The 13,100-nt window shown below is 41.4% G+C and carries 9 protein-coding genes; 6 read left to right on the forward strand and 3 right to left on the reverse strand.

The features are described 5' to 3' along the window. The first annotated feature begins 4 nt into the window (after positions 1-4). From kdpB to IGI52_RS20400, 5 genes are all read left to right on the forward strand, one after another. The gene (gene kdpB / locus IGI52_RS20380) at positions 5-2,035 is read left to right on the forward strand and encodes a potassium-transporting ATPase subunit KdpB (protein ID WP_438782321.1); all 2,031 of its coding nucleotides are present in this window, start codon (positions 5-7) and stop codon (positions 2,033-2,035) included. A gap of 16 nt (positions 2,036-2,051) precedes the next feature. Then, positions 2,052-2,582: a potassium-transporting ATPase subunit C gene (locus IGI52_RS20385; RefSeq protein WP_271819781.1), complete on the forward strand. Its 531-nt coding sequence runs from the start codon at positions 2,052-2,054 to the stop codon at positions 2,580-2,582. Positions 2,583-2,647: 65 nt separating this feature from the next. Next, the gene (locus IGI52_RS20390) at positions 2,648-5,209 is read left to right on the forward strand and encodes a DUF4118 domain-containing protein (protein WP_438782322.1); all 2,562 of its coding nucleotides are present in this window, start codon (positions 2,648-2,650) and stop codon (positions 5,207-5,209) included. A gap of 9 nt (positions 5,210-5,218) precedes the next feature. Next, complete coding sequence (locus IGI52_RS20395; RefSeq protein WP_438782323.1) at positions 5,219-5,908, forward strand: response regulator transcription factor; 690 nt, start codon at positions 5,219-5,221, stop codon at positions 5,906-5,908. 266 nt (positions 5,909-6,174) lie between these two features. Then, positions 6,175-7,971 (forward strand): heavy metal translocating P-type ATPase, encoded by a 1,797-nt coding sequence (locus IGI52_RS20400; RefSeq protein ID WP_016178478.1) that lies wholly within the window; start codon positions 6,175-6,177, stop codon positions 7,969-7,971. A 180-nt stretch (positions 7,972-8,151) separates the two neighbouring features. On the opposite strand, the gene IGI52_RS20405 is transcribed toward IGI52_RS20400, so the two are convergent. From IGI52_RS20405 to IGI52_RS20415, 3 genes are read right to left on the reverse strand one after another with little or no spacing between them, the layout of a single operon-like run. After that, complete coding sequence (locus IGI52_RS20405) at positions 8,152-8,793, reverse strand: hypothetical protein (RefSeq protein WP_438782324.1); 642 nt, start codon at positions 8,791-8,793, stop codon at positions 8,152-8,154. Between the two features lie 57 nt (positions 8,794-8,850). Further along, positions 8,851-10,287: a HAMP domain-containing sensor histidine kinase gene (locus tag IGI52_RS20410; protein WP_438782325.1), complete on the reverse strand. Its 1,437-nt coding sequence runs from the start codon at positions 10,285-10,287 to the stop codon at positions 8,851-8,853. After that, positions 10,284-10,967 carry a response regulator transcription factor gene (locus IGI52_RS20415; protein WP_016178475.1) on the reverse strand — a complete coding sequence of 228 codons (684 nt, stop codon included), beginning with the start codon at positions 10,965-10,967 and terminating at the stop codon, positions 10,284-10,286. The genes IGI52_RS20410 and IGI52_RS20415 overlap by 4 nt, the downstream gene beginning before the upstream one ends. Before the next feature lie 307 nt (positions 10,968-11,274). Here IGI52_RS20415 and glpO point away from each other — a divergent pair, with 307 nt between their 5' ends. Continuing rightward, positions 11,275-13,080 (forward strand): type 1 glycerol-3-phosphate oxidase, encoded by a 1,806-nt coding sequence (glpO, locus tag IGI52_RS20420; protein ID WP_438782326.1) that lies wholly within the window; start codon positions 11,275-11,277, stop codon positions 13,078-13,080. Positions 13,081-13,100 lie beyond the last annotated feature (20 nt).

The following is a 13,100-nucleotide window of genomic DNA, read 5'->3' on the forward strand; positions in this document are numbered from 1 at the left end:
GAAAATGAAGAAAATTTATCAATGGGCTGTGGGTCAATCGTTTAAGAAGCTAGACCCTCGTCAACAAATCAAAAATCCAGTGATGTTCGTTGTCTATTTAGGCGCGATCATCACCACGGTGTTATGTTTTTATCCGATGCATGTGCCGTTATGGTTCAGTATTTCTGTCACAGTCTTTCTATGGTTGACCTTACTTTTTGCCAATTTCGCTGAAGCTGTGGCAGAAGGTCGCGGAAAAGCACAGGCTGATAGTTTAAAGCAGGCTAAAAAGGAGGTTATGACCTATAAAATACAAAGTTTAGCAGATATTGAAGAAGAGAATTTTACCGAGTTGAGATCTTCTGATTTAAAACGTGGTGATTTGATTTATGTGCGTGCTGGAGAACAGATTCCGGCTGACGGCGATGTAATCGAGGGGGCAGCTTCTGTCGATGAGAGTGCTATCACAGGTGAATCTGCTCCCGTTATCCGTGAATCTGGCGGTGACCGCAGTGCGGTGACAGGCGGAACCACTATTGTTTCTGACTATCTAGTAATTCGAGTAACTTCAGAAAACGGCCAATCTTTCTTGGATAAAATGATCGCGATGGTAGAAGGGACCCAACGAAAAAAAACACCCAATGAGATCGGACTACAAATTTTCTTGATTACTCTGACAATCATTTTTTTAACGGTTTCGATTACCTTAGTGCCATTTACAGACTTTAGCAGTCAGTTATCTGGTAAAGGTGAAGCCTTATCCATGATTATTGTCATTGCCTTATTGATCTGTTTAGCTCCGACAACTATCGGTGCGTTGATTTCCTCGATCGGGATTGCTGGGATGAGTCGTTTAACGAAGGAAAATGTCATCGCTATGAGTGGTCGTGCGATCGAAGCCGCTGGCGACGTGGATGTTCTTCTACTAGACAAAACAGGAACCATAACGCTTGGGAATCGTCGCGCCAGCGAATTTTTACCGGTGAATGGTGTCAGTGAAGAGCAGCTTGCCGATGCAGCACAATTATCTTCTTTAGCCGACGAAACGGCAGAAGGTCGCAGTATCGTGATTTTAGCGAAGGAACGCTTTAATTTGCGAGAAAGAGCATTTCAACAATCTGAAGTAACTTTTATTGATTTTAGTGCGAAGACTCGAATGAGCGGTATTGACTATCGCGGGGATGAGATTCGTAAAGGCGCCGCGGATACGATGAAAAAATACGTTCAGTCAAACGGTGAACAGTATCCAGCTGAATGTGACGAGATTGTTGATAAAATTGCTCGTGCAGGCGGGACACCTTTAGTAGTAGTAAAAAATAATCGGGTAATGGGTGTCGTCTATTTAAAAGATATCGTAAAAAACGGTGTAAAAGATAAATTTGCAGATATGCGTAAAATGGGTATCAAAACAATTATGATCACTGGTGATAATCCTTTGACAGCAGCGGCAATTGCGGCAGAAGCAGGAGTAGATGATTTTTTAGCTGAAGCCACACCAGAAAATAAAATGGATTTAATTCGCGATTATCAAGAAAAAGGCCATTTGGTCGCCATGACAGGTGATGGCACGAATGATGCGCCAGCACTAGCGCAGGCGGATGTAGCTTTGGCGATGAATACAGGAACTCAAGCTGCTAAAGAGGCGGGGAATATGATTGACTTGGATTCCAGCCCGACCAAATTAGTACAGGTCGTACAGATTGGCAAGCAATTGTTGATGACTCGCGGAGCTCTAACGACCTTCAGTATTGCCAATGATATCGCTAAATATTTTGCGGTGATTCCAGTTTTATTCTATAGTATTTATCCCCAGCTGGATCGACTAAATATCATGGGATTAGGAAGTCCGTTGACAGCGATTTTATCTGCCGTTATCTATAATGCATTGGTAATCGTTGCACTGATTCCTTTGGCACTAAAAGGGGTCAGCTATCAGGAAAAACCAGCGAGTCAGATTCTACGCCATAACTTGCTGATTTACGGTTTGGGCGGAATCATTGCCCCATTTATTTTTATCAAAATCATCGACTTGATTCTTTCGATGATCATTTTATAAAGAAGGAGCAGAAAAAATGAGGAGAAGTATTCTAGGTAGTATACGATTTCTGATCTTTAGCTTAATTGTTTTCGGCGGATTCTATACGGTAGTGGTTACTGGCGTGGGCCAATTGCTTTTTTCAAATCAAGCGAATGGCAGCCAACTAACGAAGGATAATCAAGTAATTGGATCAACCTTGATTGGACAACCCTTTGAACAGGATAAATATTTTTCAGGACGCAGTCAGCAGGTGAGTCAATTGTCGCCAGTTTCTAATGAACAAAAACGATTAGTTGAAAAACGAATCCAAGCAGAATTAGCGAAAAATCCAGCGGAGAAAAAAGTTCCTAACGATCTAGTCACAGCATCTGCTAGTGGCGTTGATCCGGATATCAGCTTGAAAGCAGCTGAATTTCAAGTATCTCGTATCGCTAATGAGCGCGGACTGTCTAAACGAGTGATTCAAAAGATCATTCAGGAAAAAGTACAAAAGGATTGGTTTTCTGATCAACAATATGTCAATGTTTTGCAGTTGAACCTAGCATTAGATAAACTTGATGTATAATTGGAATGGGTTCTCTAACCAGCTAGGTGGTTAGAGAATTGTTGTGCATAGGAAGGAGGGGAAAAATGGAGAAAAAGCAAATGGGTGATGGACGCCGTGGCCGTTTACGCGTATTTTTTGGTTTTGCGGCGGGAGTCGGTAAAACCTATAGTATGCTTTCGGAAGCTCATGAATTATTGCTGATGGGGAAAGATATTATCGTCGGCTATATCGAACCTCATGATCGCCCAGATACGAATCGCTTATTGGAAGGCCTGCCGCAGATCCCCCCTAAAAAAATTCTTTATAAGCAAATGCTTTTAACAGAACCGGATATTGATCAAATTATCCAACAAAAGCCAGAGATTGTTTTAATCGATGAGCTGGCCCATACAAATGCTGAAGGATCAAGAAATCGTAAACGATATCAGGATGTAGACGAGTTGTTAAACGCGGGAATTGACGTATTCACAACTGTCAATGTTCAGCATATTGAGAGCTTGAATGATATCGTTGAGGAGGTCACTGGCGTCGAGGTTAAAGAAACTGTACCGGATACGTTTTTGCAGCAGGCAACCATCAAGGTGGTTGATGTGGAGCCAGAGGAGTTGATTGATCGTTTAGAGCAGGGAAAAATTTATGCCAGTGAAAGTGCGAAGCGAGCTTTGCAAAATTTTTTCATTCCTCAAAAGCTAGATCAGCTGCGGGGACTGGCAATACAACGTGCTTCTGATCATATCAATCGAATCAGTGCTAAAACGATTAGGATTCAAAGCAAATTGCTAACAGTGGTGAATGATGCTTTTCCTAAAATGACGGAAAAATCGATTCGTTGGACCGCGCGTTTAGCTCAAGGTTTAGGAGCAGAATGGACGGTCATTCAGGTCCGTACTCAGGAAAATACGCCCACTAATATACCCTTAGCAGAAAAGCTGGGTGCTGAAGTAATTAGTATTGAAGAGGATAATAGCTTTGAAACAATCGTCGAGTTCGCAAAAATGACGGGTGTCACAGATATCATTATGGGAAAAAATCTCCGCCAGCCTTGGTATGAGAAAATTTTCGTTGAGGCATTTGATGATCGTTTATTGAAACGTTTAAATGACACGGAGCTTCATTTGATTCCCTTTAAGGAGGAGAAGCAATCCCTCTTTCTTAGAACACGTAAGGTTATTGAGGGTGGTGGTAAGGATTTGGTGATCGCGCTGGGAGGAGTCTTCTTGGCGACAATCGTAACCGAATTAATGCAGTATATCCATATTGGTGATCAAAATCTGATGCTGATTTATATCTTTTTCATTTTATTGGTTGCAAGAACTACATCTGGTTATTTTTGGAGTTCGCTTGCGTCTATTTTAAGTGTTTTGTCCTTTAACTGGTTTTTCGTGGAGCCTCTGTACTCCTTGACTGTCTACAAGCAAGGGTATCCAATCACCTTGCTGATCATGTGTTTAGTTGCGATCCTAATTAGTAATTTAATGGTTCGTTTAAAAAAACAAGCAGAAAGTTCAATGGAAAAAGAACATCAAATGGAATTGCTTTACGAGCTGAATAAGCAGTATGTCTTGGCCGACAATCGTAATCAAATTCTCGACATTTCAGCGACTTACTTATCTAGATTACTGGAACGCGAAGTAATCTTGTTTGATTCTCAGGCAAAAGTAGAAAGTGTTCATTGTATTAGTGGGAAACCTTCGATTTTAAGCACCAAGGATGAAGCTGCTGTTGCTTTCTGGACGGCTAAAAATCAAAAGGAAGCAGGCAATGGCACCGATACGCTGATTGGGGCTAGAGGATTTTATTTACCCATCATCGCAAGCGGAAGAACATTAGCAGTTTTAGGGATCGAGCGTAATGCCGGACTTGATTTAGAAAACAATCAGCTCAATTATTTAAAGTTAGTTTTGACTCAACTTGCTGTTATTTTAGAACAAACAGAATTGAAGAGTGAAAAAGAGCGGGTTGAAATGGAAAATGAAAGAGAAAAAGTCCGCAGCAACCTATTGCGAGCAGTCTCCCATGATTTACGAACGCCATTGACTGTTATTTCTGGCATTGCTGAAACGTTAAGTAATAGCGCTGACTTAAAAGAGACTACGCGTCAAAAGTTACTAGCGGATATTCAAGATGAATCTCAGTGGCTGATCCGAATGGTGGAAAACCTCTTATCCATCACACGTATCAATATGGATACGATGAAAGTGAATAAAACAGCTGAACCCATAGAAGAAATTATTGAAGCGGTGTATCAGCATTTAAAAAAGGTCTATCCAGAAGGTCAGGTCGAGATTTCTTTGCCATCTGAAGTAACCTTTATCCAAGCAGATCCTATTTTGATTGAACAAGCGTTATTCAACATCGTTGAAAATGCCTTTCGACATGGAGAAGAAAAGCAACCTGTAAAACTAACTGTGTATCAGAAAAACGATCAGACGGTCTTCGAGATCGAAAATGATGGCGAAATCCCCTTAAAACAATTTGAAAAAATCCAAACAAATTTATCCAGTACAAGCGAAGTACCAGTGGATTCAAAAAATGGGCTGGGGATTGGATTGAGTATCGTAAAAACAATCATCCATGCCCACAATGGAAAGATGGAAATGATGGTTGGTGAAGGCAAGACGCTGGTTAGAATTTATTTGAAGTGAGGAATTTTTATGAAAGCTAGTATTTTACTGATTGAAGATGACCCGAACATCACAGATTTTATGGAGGTTGTCTTAGACCAAGAACGTTATCAATTAACGATTGCTCGTACGGGAATGGAGGCATTAACTACTTTTCAAACAACTTCGATTGATTTAGTTTTATTAGATTTAGGTCTACCTGATATTGATGGAATTGATCTGCTGAAAATTCTGCGCAAGCGCCTGCATTTACCAATTATTATTATTTCTGCTCGAAGCAACGAGGAGGAAAAAGTAAAAGCCTTGGATTTAGGTGCTGATGACTATGTGACGAAGCCATTTGGCACAAATGAATTGTTAGCCCGCATTCGTACGGCTTTACGACATCAAAATGTTCAGACCGAGGCTATCTCAGTTATCGAAAATAAAGCCTTAAAGATCGATTTTGAGAAACAATTAGTTTATAAGGATGGCAGAGAGATTCATTTAACTAAAAATGAGTATCGAATTCTAGCATTGATGTTTCGACAATTAGGTAAAGTTGTTACTTACCAAACCCTAATGACCGAGGTCTGGGGACCATATAGTGACGATTCACAAACATTGCGAGTAAATATGTCTAATATTCGAAAAAAAATTGAGAAGGATACATTGAAACCAGAGTATTTGATCACTGAAATTGGCGTGGGTTATCGTTTACGCGATCATCGATCCGAATAGTTAATAGTAAGCAATGACATCAGGCAATTATATTGCTGTCTCGTCATTGCTTTTTCAATGATAAAATGCCAACAAGAAACAAGATTATTAGGTGGGAAATGCAGTGAAATGAATAATTTTTTAAAACTTTTATTTATAGTAATTCTAAAGTAGAATAAGTCTTTTTCGAGCTGTTAATGATAATCATTATCATTTAATGGATTCTATTTTCAATTAGCTGATTGCGGTGCTAATCTAATATTGAAGATAGATGGAGGCGTAGAGACATGAGTAATGTAAAGAAATTTTTGTTAACCGTAGTGATAGGAATTGTCGCGTTGATTCTGGAATTTGGCTTTCATCAAGAGCAATTGGCCTTTTGGCTGGTTGCTATTGTTGGAGGAATCATGGCGATTACTATGTTGATTGGTATGGTTAAAACGCTTCGCTCTGGAAAATACGGAGTCGATATCTTAGCTATCACAGCTATTATCGCTACCTTGTTGGTGGGTGAATATTGGGCAAGCCTGATGGTATTGATCATGTTAACAGGTGGAGATAGTTTAGAGGATTATGCGAGTCATCAAGCAAGTCGTGAGTTACGCTCTCTTTTGGATAATTCGCCGCAGGTCGCTCACCGCGTCAAGGAAGAAGAAGTAACCGATATAGAGGTTGAGGAGGTTCAAGTTGGCGACACGATTTTAGTTAAACCTGGCGAATTGGTTCCAGTCGATGGGCGGGTTATCGCTGGGGAATCTTTTGTTGACGAGTCTTCACTGACAGGAGAATCCAAACCAGTCGAAAAAGAGCTAAATGACGAGCTGATGTCAGGCTCAATCAACGGCGATGCAGCGTTACGCTTCAAGGTTACAAAGACAGCAAAAGATAGCCAATATCAGACATTGGTAAAATTAGTTAAGGAGTCTGAAGCCAAGCCCGCTCATTTTGTCCGATTGGCAGATCGTTATGCGGTTCCCTTCACACTCATCGCGTATATTATTGGCGGGATTGCTTGGTTCGTCTCAAAGGACCCTGTTCGTTTTGCAGAAGTATTAGTAGTTGCTTCTCCTTGTCCTTTGATTTTGGCTGCACCGGTGGCTTTAGTCGCCGGGATGAGTCGTTCCAGTCGAAATGGAATTGTGGTGAAAACGGGCACGTCAATTGAAAAGCTGGCGAGAGCAAAAAGCATCGCTTTTGATAAAACTGGTACTTTGACAGAAGGAAGACTTTCTGTTGAAGAGATATATGTGGCTTCGGAGGATTTCACAAAGGAAGACATTGTTGCTTACGCGGCTAGTGGTGAGCAAGAATCCAGTCACATTTTAGCTCGCTCTCTAGTGGCTTATGCAAAGGCAAAGAAGCTTCCTCTGTTGCCAGTAACAAATTTAGAGGAAGTTACTGGTCAAGGAATTCAAGCAACCGTTAATGACAAAAATATTCGTGTTGGAAAAGCTTCATTTGTTGGTACAACCACTCAGCTAAGTAGTGAGAAGACAGCAGTTTATATCTCAATCAATGATTGCTATGTGGGGTACATTACATTTACTGATATTGTTCGCAAAGAATCGGCGGAAACGATTAAGGAATTAAATCAACTAGGAATTACGAAAACGATTATGTTGACGGGAGATCACCAATCGATTGCTAATCAAATAGCAGAGGAAGTTGGAATTTCTGAGGTATATGCGGAATGCTTGCCGGAGGAAAAAATTAATGTAATCAAAACCTTGAGTGACGCAGATCGTCCAGGAATCATGGTAGGAGATGGCGTTAACGATGCGCCGGCGCTTGCTGTGGCGGACATTGGAATCGCCATGGGGGCTCATGGATCGACTGCAGCTAGTGAAAGTGCCGATGCGGTGATCTTGAAGGATGATCTTAGTCGTGTTTCAGCCGCTGTCCGCTTATCTCAGGACACGATGCAAATTGCTCGTCAATCTGTGCTGATCGGGATTGTAATATGTGTCATTTTGATGTTGATTGCAAGTACTGGTGTGATTCCAGCATTGCTAGGAGCGGCTCTGCAGGAAGTGATTGATACGGTTTCGATCCTATCTGCATTACGGGCAAGAAAAGATCGGTGATTATATAATAGAAGATGAGGTTGTGACAGAAGTGGTCAGCTTCAAGAAATAAGAAGGAATTTCCGAAAATTGTTCCTCAAATTTTTGTGAAATTTCGGCTTATTTCCGAAGAAGCTACTTCTGGAACACCGTTTATTCGGAAAAAGAAGCTATGACAAGTCTTTTGTCACAGCTCCTTTTTTAATAGTGACGGCCGTGATGACTACCCGTTTGCGGCTGTATGTTGTTATGATGTACACGATTCTGCTGTTGCACGGGTACATTGTTTTGCGACGTTTGATTTGTGTATTGTTGATGTTGCCGCACTTGCTGTTGTTGGACGGGTTGTTGCTGAGTTTCCTGTTGCTGTGCAGGCTGTTGGACTTGCTGAGATTGGGTGGTTTGTTGATTCATGCTAGTGGTTTCTTGAGCTGAATCATAATTATTTTGCTGGCCGTATTGATTTCCGGCGCCATCCTGTGGCTGCGTGTTATTAGCTGTTGCAGTCGGTTCAGTTGCTGGGTCGGAAGTTGCTTGAGTTTGCTTTGCTGCGTAATTTGGACAATCAGCGATTCTTGGCCGATCAGCGCGTCTTGAACCGGTCCCGTCTTGTTTGCCGTTTTGTGGTCTAGTAGTCCCGTCTTCATCTAAACGATTGAGAATATGATCTTGTCGCAAAGGGCAATCTGCTCGTGGTGTTTTATAAATGTTATTAATCGTACAGTAGCGCAGATTTTGAACGTCTTGATTCGTTGCAACAGCGTCTGCTTTTAATGTAGTGAAGCTTAATATGCCAACAAATAATAATGAAGCTGATACCAATTTCTTTTTATGACTCTTCATGAGTGATCTCCTCCTTCAATTGTAGTATAGGAGGAGAATGTGGCAAAAGTATGGCAATTATGAAGTGGGTAATAAAATTTTGACCAAGAATTGATTGCCAATTACTTCTGCCATAATTTGACCTTCATGGCGTCGAATGACTTGCTTAGCGATGGCTAATCCTAGACCAGTCCCATTGACATTTGTGCCGCTCTGCCGTTGAAAGGACTCAAAAAGCTGTTCTGCATGCTTGATCGGATTATGCCACTTGTTACTTATATCAATCTCCAACATCTTCGTTTTTTTCGCTATTTCAACAGTAATCAGCGAATATTCCGGCGCATATTTTGTTGCATTATCCAGCAAAATTTTAATAACTTGCGTGATCCGCAAATAATCTGCATGGATCATGTGTGGTTCAGACAAGTGATTTTCTAAGCGAATTTCTTGGCCTTTTTCCTTCAAAACTAATCGATAGCTACGCAGGGCATCATTGACACAATCCAATGGATCAACGAGATCCTTCTGTAGATGAAATTCAGTTGATTGCAATCTGCTTAGTTCCAGTAAATCGTTGATCAGTCGTTCCAAGTTAGTGCTTTCCTTTAATAGCTGCAATAGATACTCTTTTTCTTCTTGTGTGCTCAAATAACCGTCAGTAATCGCCTCTAGCGAGCTTTTGATCACCATGACCGGAGTCCGAAGTTCGTGGGATATTTGCGAAAGAAAATCCTTTTCTGATTGCTCTTTGCGGTCACGGGCTGAACGAGCCTCTGCCAGACGTTGGCTCAACAAAGTCAACTGATCGCCTAATTCCTGCAGTTCGTCTTTTGTTTGGATCGCTAAGGTTTCTTCGTAGTTTTCATTTGCCAGCTCGTTTACGTAGCTCCGCATCATTTCGATCGGTTTGACGAATCGTTTGGAAAGACGCCAAGCCAGAAAGCTTGCGATAATCACCGCACCTACGAGACTTAACAGCAGCATCAAGTAGCCAGACATTTGGTTTTGATGAATGACATCAACCTTTGAACGCATCAGGACTACAGCCGCGACGGAATCATTGTTCATAACAGGTGTTGCAATCGTTAATTCTTGTAGCTGAAACAGATTTCGTTTTTTTGCCACTTGCATTTTCTTCGTATCGAAGGTAGCAGTGACTAGCTTTTTCGCCTCATTTGGCGGCTCAATCTGTAGATTGGCATTGTCATGATGAGAGGTCATGACCGGGTTCATTTCTGTATCTAAAACCCAAACTTCTTCACCAGCGATTTGATTGAGAAAGCGCAAAAAGGCTCCATAACCGCCCATGCCGCCGCTTTGTCCCATTTTCGTATTGGAGCTGAAATAATCCGCTAAGGTTTCACTGATCAGTTTACTGCGATGGGTCATTTCTTCTTGATGCAAGTCTTCAGTCTGCTTGGCAAACAGTACACCAAAGAACAGGGCAATCATAGTGGCAAAAATCAATAATAGACCGACAAAATGCTGGATCAGACGAGTCGTGATTTTTTTCATGAGCAAACCTCAATTCGATAACCTTCGCCCCAAACGGTTTCGATCTGACAATCGGTAACGCCGGCTTTCTTCAATTTTGCTCGCAGACGTTTAATATGGCTGTCAACGGTACGACTGTCGCCGTAATAGTCATAGCCCCAGACTGCATCCAGTAAATTATCACGGGTAAATACCTTATTCGGATATTTTGCGAAAAGAACCAACAATTCAAATTCTTTTTTGGTCAATTTGATTTCCTGTTGGTTAACGATTGCTTGGCGTTTTTCTAGAAATAAACGGAGCGAACCAAGAGATAATTGGTTGACAGACGGTTCTTTTTCAAAATGAATACGCCGTAAGATTGCTTTGATCCTAGATAGGACCTCCTTGGGTGAAAAAGGTTTGATAATATAATCATCTGCGCCTACCTCCAATCCTAAAATACGATCCGCATCTTCTGATTTGGCAGTGATCATAATGATTGGAACCGTCGATTTTTCGCGAATCTGCTGGCAGATCGTAAAGCCGTCGACATTTGGCAACATGATATCTAACAGAACAAAATCAACTGGATGCTTTTCGAAATAGGGGAGTGCTTCTTTGCCATCCTGGATGACCGCGGTTTCGTATCCTGCTTTGCTCAAATAACGCATAAGAACATCAACAATCTGTTCATTATCTTCAATAATCAAAATTTTCATAACCGTTCCCCCCTTTATTCTGCATTTACCGCAATTATATCTTAGAAAGAGAGCAAAAATAAAGAACGAAAGTAGTTTCTTCGCATGGTATCATAAAAGAAAGTAGAGGGATAAATGATTGAAGAGTTATTTCCAACATTCTTTTTTTCATAGCCGGTTAGAATGAAAAGGGCTGACAGATTTGATGTTTCAAGCTGTTGCGATTCAAATCTTTTGAAAGCGTTTTTCGTTGTGATAAACTGATTCTGTAATGATAAATCGCCATTTTTAAGAAAAATATTGCATGAATAAGAGTGAGGTGTAAAGTATGTTTTCTTTTAAAGAGCGGAACCAAATGATTCAACAGTTAAAGGAGGGGGCGTTTGATTTAATAATTATTGGCGGCGGAATCACTGGAGCTGGGGTTGCACTGCAGGCGGCGGCTTCAGGATTATCTGTGGCATTACTTGAAATGCAAGACTTTGCTGAAGGAACGTCTTCTCGGTCGACCAAGCTGGTTCATGGGGGCCTCCGTTATCTCAAGACCTTTGATGTCGAAGTAGTCGCTGATACAGTCAGCGAACGAGCAATTATTCAGGGAATTGCTCCGCATATTCCGAAAGCGGACCCAATGATTTTACCGATTTTTGATGAACCAGGCTCTACCTTTAATCTATTTTCCGTCAAGGTAGCCATGGATCTTTATGATCATCTAGCTGGGATCACAGGCGGAAAATATGCGAACTACATGTTGAGCAAGGAAGAAATTTTAGAACGGGAACCCCAGTTAGCATCAGAGGGCTTATTAGGCGGAGGCGTTTATTTGGATTATCGCAATAATGACGCTCGGCTAGTAATCGAGAACATTAAACGAGCCGTAGCTGATGGTGCGATTGCAGTCAGCCGAATGAAGGTCGAAGAAATTGTCCATGATGATCAAGGAAAAGTTTCAGGAGTAAAAGTCAAAGATAGGCTAACAGACAATACGCTGACTGTTACTAGCAAGCTGGTAATTAACACCGCTGGACCGTGGTCAGATTTGGTTAATAAGCTGGATAAAAAAATTGATCACAAGCCCCATATGCGACCAACCAAAGGGGTACATCTAGTCGTTGATGGTGAGAAGCTGAAAGTTCCGCAGCCCACTTATTTTGACACTGGAGAAAATGATGGACGGATGGTCTTTGTCATTCCAAGAGAAAGCAAAACATATTTTGGGACGACGGATACTGATTATCAAGGAGATTACAATCATCCGACTGTCGAACAGGCAGATGTTGATTATTTGTTGAAAATCGTCAATCGTCGCTATCCTGAGGTAAATCTGACAATTGAAGACATCGAGGCTGCTTGGGCGGGATTACGACCGTTAATTAGTGAAGCCGGCGGTGATTATAATGGTACAACCAAAGAAAAAATCAGTGACGAAAATTTTGAAAAAATTATTAACGCGGCTGAGGATTATGCCAATGGTAAACAATCTCGTCCAGAAGTCGAAAAAACAATCACCGATGCGGCAAAGGAAGAGCCAAAGGACAATCCTTCAGCAGTCTCTCGCGGCAGTGATCTGACCATCGCTGACGATGGATTATTGATTCTATCAGGTGGCAAGCTAACAGATTACCGTTTAATGGCGACAGGGGCGATGAAGAAAATTATTGAACTCTTATCGGACAGTCAGTTCGAACTTATTGACTCAGAAAATTATCCTGTATCCGGCGGGGAACTCGATTCGAAAAATGTCGATGAAGCCTTAGAAGCTATTGCCAAAAAAGGCGAAGATCAGGGCTTAAGTTCCGAAGAGGCCAAATTTATTGCAGAACTATATGGTTCGAATGCAGAAAAAGTCTTCGCATTGAAGGAGCAAGGAGCCTTTGAAGGACTCTCCTTGGTAGAATCGATGTCACTACGCTACGCAATGGAAGAAGAGATGACGCTGACGCCGGTAGATTACTTATTACGTCGAACCAATTATATGCTGTTTATCAGCCATCGCTTAATGGAAATCAAAGACGCTGTCGTTGATGCTATGGCTGACTACTTCGACTGGAACGCTGCTACAAAAGAAGCGTATCAATCAGAACTAGATCAACAGATCAAGGAAACCCAATTAACGGATTTAAAAAAGCACTAAATATAATATAAAAAGGAGTG

It is taken from the genome of Enterococcus sp. DIV0187, from assembly GCF_051713785.1.
Classification (GTDB): Bacteria; Bacillota; Bacilli; order Lactobacillales; family Enterococcaceae; genus Enterococcus_A; species Enterococcus_A avium.

Bases quoted from the DNA above. Each gene is read 5' to 3' on its own strand.
- kdpB (WP_438782321.1), top strand. From the start codon at position 5: ATGAAGAAAATTTATCAATGGGCTGTGGGTCAATCGTTTAAGAAGCTA.
- IGI52_RS20385 (WP_271819781.1), top strand. From the start codon at position 2,052: ATGAGGAGAAGTATTCTAGGTAGTATACGATTTCTGATCTTTAGCTTA.
- IGI52_RS20390 (WP_438782322.1), top strand. From the start codon at position 2,648: ATGGAGAAAAAGCAAATGGGTGATGGACGCCGTGGCCGTTTACGCGTA.
- IGI52_RS20395 (WP_438782323.1), top strand. From the start codon at position 5,219: ATGAAAGCTAGTATTTTACTGATTGAAGATGACCCGAACATCACAGAT.
- IGI52_RS20400 (WP_016178478.1), top strand. From the start codon at position 6,175: ATGAGTAATGTAAAGAAATTTTTGTTAACCGTAGTGATAGGAATTGTC.
- IGI52_RS20405 (WP_438782324.1), bottom strand. From the start codon at position 8,793: ATGAAGAGTCATAAAAAGAAATTGGTATCAGCTTCATTATTATTTGTT.
- IGI52_RS20410 (WP_438782325.1), bottom strand. From the start codon at position 10,287: ATGAAAAAAATCACGACTCGTCTGATCCAGCATTTTGTCGGTCTATTA.
- IGI52_RS20415 (WP_016178475.1), bottom strand. From the start codon at position 10,967: ATGAAAATTTTGATTATTGAAGATAATGAACAGATTGTTGATGTTCTT.
- glpO (WP_438782326.1), top strand. From the start codon at position 11,275: ATGTTTTCTTTTAAAGAGCGGAACCAAATGATTCAACAGTTAAAGGAG.